The organism is Gilliamella sp. X-57 (assembly GCF_057063565.1).
Genome location: NZ_JBXSQI010000054.1, coordinates 1 through 1,840, shown reverse-complemented (window position 1 = coordinate 1,840; position 1,840 = coordinate 1). Strand labels below are relative to the sequence as shown.

Sequence of the window (1,840 nt, the reverse complement as noted above, 5' to 3'; positions counted from 1 at the left end):
TGATAATAGTAAGCACAACGGCTTAAGCCAACAATGGCACAACTCATAGCAATAGTAACAGAATGATTTTGTTGTAGTTGCTGTGCCCACGTTTTACGTGCCTTTGTGGGCACTAAAGCTTTTTTATGATTTCTTCCTGAAGCTGGGATTTTAAGCTCAGTTCGGCAAACATCTGTTTAAGCTTACGGTTTTCAGCTTCCAGCTCCTTTAAGCGTTTGATATCCGACGTTTCCATTCCGCCGTATTTTTCCCGCCATTTATAGAAAGTTGAATTCCCCATGCCATATTTACGGCACAGTTCTTTAACGGGAATACCCGCTTCAGCTTCTTTTAAAATAGCGACGATTTGATGTTCAGTCATTTTTTTCATAATTAAATCCCCTTTACTTTTATCATAGAGAATTTTCTACTTTTTTACTGTACTATTTTAGGGGATAGTTACACGTCGTATCTTGTCCCTTTCCGCCACGAATAAGTTCAGCTACATAATTAGCTCCGTGCCATTAATAATCATCATAATCATTAGTATCAATATAATTTCGACAATCTTTTATTTCTTTGGGTTTGCACGCCCTTTGTTTTTTATATTCAAATTGGTTATTGTCCTCATTCAGATATTCCCCGGATTTATACAGGCATTCGGTTTTGACACGTTTATAGCGATTATTGCCTATGTATTGAAAATTATCGGTTAGCGATATTTCGTCATTGTCTTTTTTACCTGGGCAGGTTTTGTAGCTATTGGCTTTTTTTTCTTTATAATCAAAGCGGAAATCATTACCTTTAAGGTTTAATTTGACAAATTGTTGTTGTATCTTGTCATACACGTAAAATTCCGCTGTGGTATTCAGTCCAAAATCTCTATCTTTGATAAGATAAAAATCATTATTATCACCATCAAAATTAAAATCAAAGCCTTCATTTGTTTGAATACTAACATAAGAATTAAACTTGCATCCTTGTATACCCGTAATAGTTTGAATAAGGCGACCATCATGTTTACTATAGATATTAATCCCCACAATCTCTACTTCTTCCTTTTTTTTCTTAGATATTATCACCTTAAAATAAAAGTCTTCAGAACTTTCTTGTTGTAAAAATTCAATATTATTAAACTCTGCTTCACTCAATGGATGTTGCTCATTATATTTTTTATATTCAAATGTTTTTTGTAAATTTACCTTATCACCATTAAGGGTATAGCCTGTTAATTGTTGATAAGTTTCTGGTCCATAATTAAAAGTATGACTGTCAACATTTTCAATCACTATGTTATCTGGTGAATTTACATTATTAGATTTAAGTGTAGGCGGATAACTACTCTCTCTTATATAATCAAAATTCTTAACCTGATAATCTTTATTATCAATATAAACAGCAAAATCATCGCCAAAATAAAATTCAGCTTTATTTTGACCAATGGTGCCTGTGTAAATACGATATAATTCTGCTTGGCTAATTGTCGGTATTGATAATATTATAAGTAAAATAAGCTTGATATAATTCATTTCATTATTCCTTAATTTATTTCTATTTTGTGCTTTGCTATTTTGCTTTCGGTTTTTCTCTCTTCTCTTTTACTTTTGTCTGTTCATCTTCAACTATTGTCTGGATCGGCTACACTAATTCATACAACTTTTTTAAGGGGTAAGGTAAACTTATCACCACTAAAAAAGGAACAAATATGAATAAGATTAAACGCAAAAGACGAACATTCACAGATGATTTTAAACACCAAATGGTCAGTCTTTATCAACATGGTAAATCACGTAGTGAAATCGTTGCAGAATATGATTTGACACCATCAGCATTGGACCGTTGGATAACGCAAGCAAGCCAA

Annotated in this window: 2 protein-coding genes and 1 pseudogene; 1 reads left to right on the top strand and 2 read right to left on the bottom strand. The window is 32.6% G+C overall.

Features of this window, described 5'->3' with window-relative positions; all coding sequences use genetic code 11:
* Window positions 1-118: 118 nt before the first annotated feature.
* Together ACYIAL_RS12710 and ACYIAL_RS12705 are read right to left on the bottom strand one after the other, a co-directional pair.
* Window positions 119-370, bottom strand: a pseudogene (locus ACYIAL_RS12710) (transposase); the annotation flags it as partial.
* 133 nt (window positions 371-503) lie between these two features.
* Window positions 504-1,508: a hypothetical protein gene (locus tag ACYIAL_RS12705; protein ID WP_483751896.1), complete on the bottom strand. Its 1,005-nt coding sequence runs from the start codon at window positions 1,506-1,508 to the stop codon at window positions 504-506.
* Window positions 1,509-1,684: 176 nt separating this feature from the next.
* Between ACYIAL_RS12705 and ACYIAL_RS12700 the strand changes: the two genes are divergently transcribed.
* Window positions 1,685-1,840 (top strand): transposase (locus ACYIAL_RS12700; RefSeq protein WP_483751897.1); only part of this gene is annotated, 156 nt, incomplete at its 3' end.

What these genes read in the sequence shown, in the direction of transcription:
- ACYIAL_RS12705 (WP_483751896.1), bottom strand. Translation starts at nt 1,508, where the DNA reads ATGAATTATATCAAGCTTATTTTACTTATAATATTATCAATACCGACA.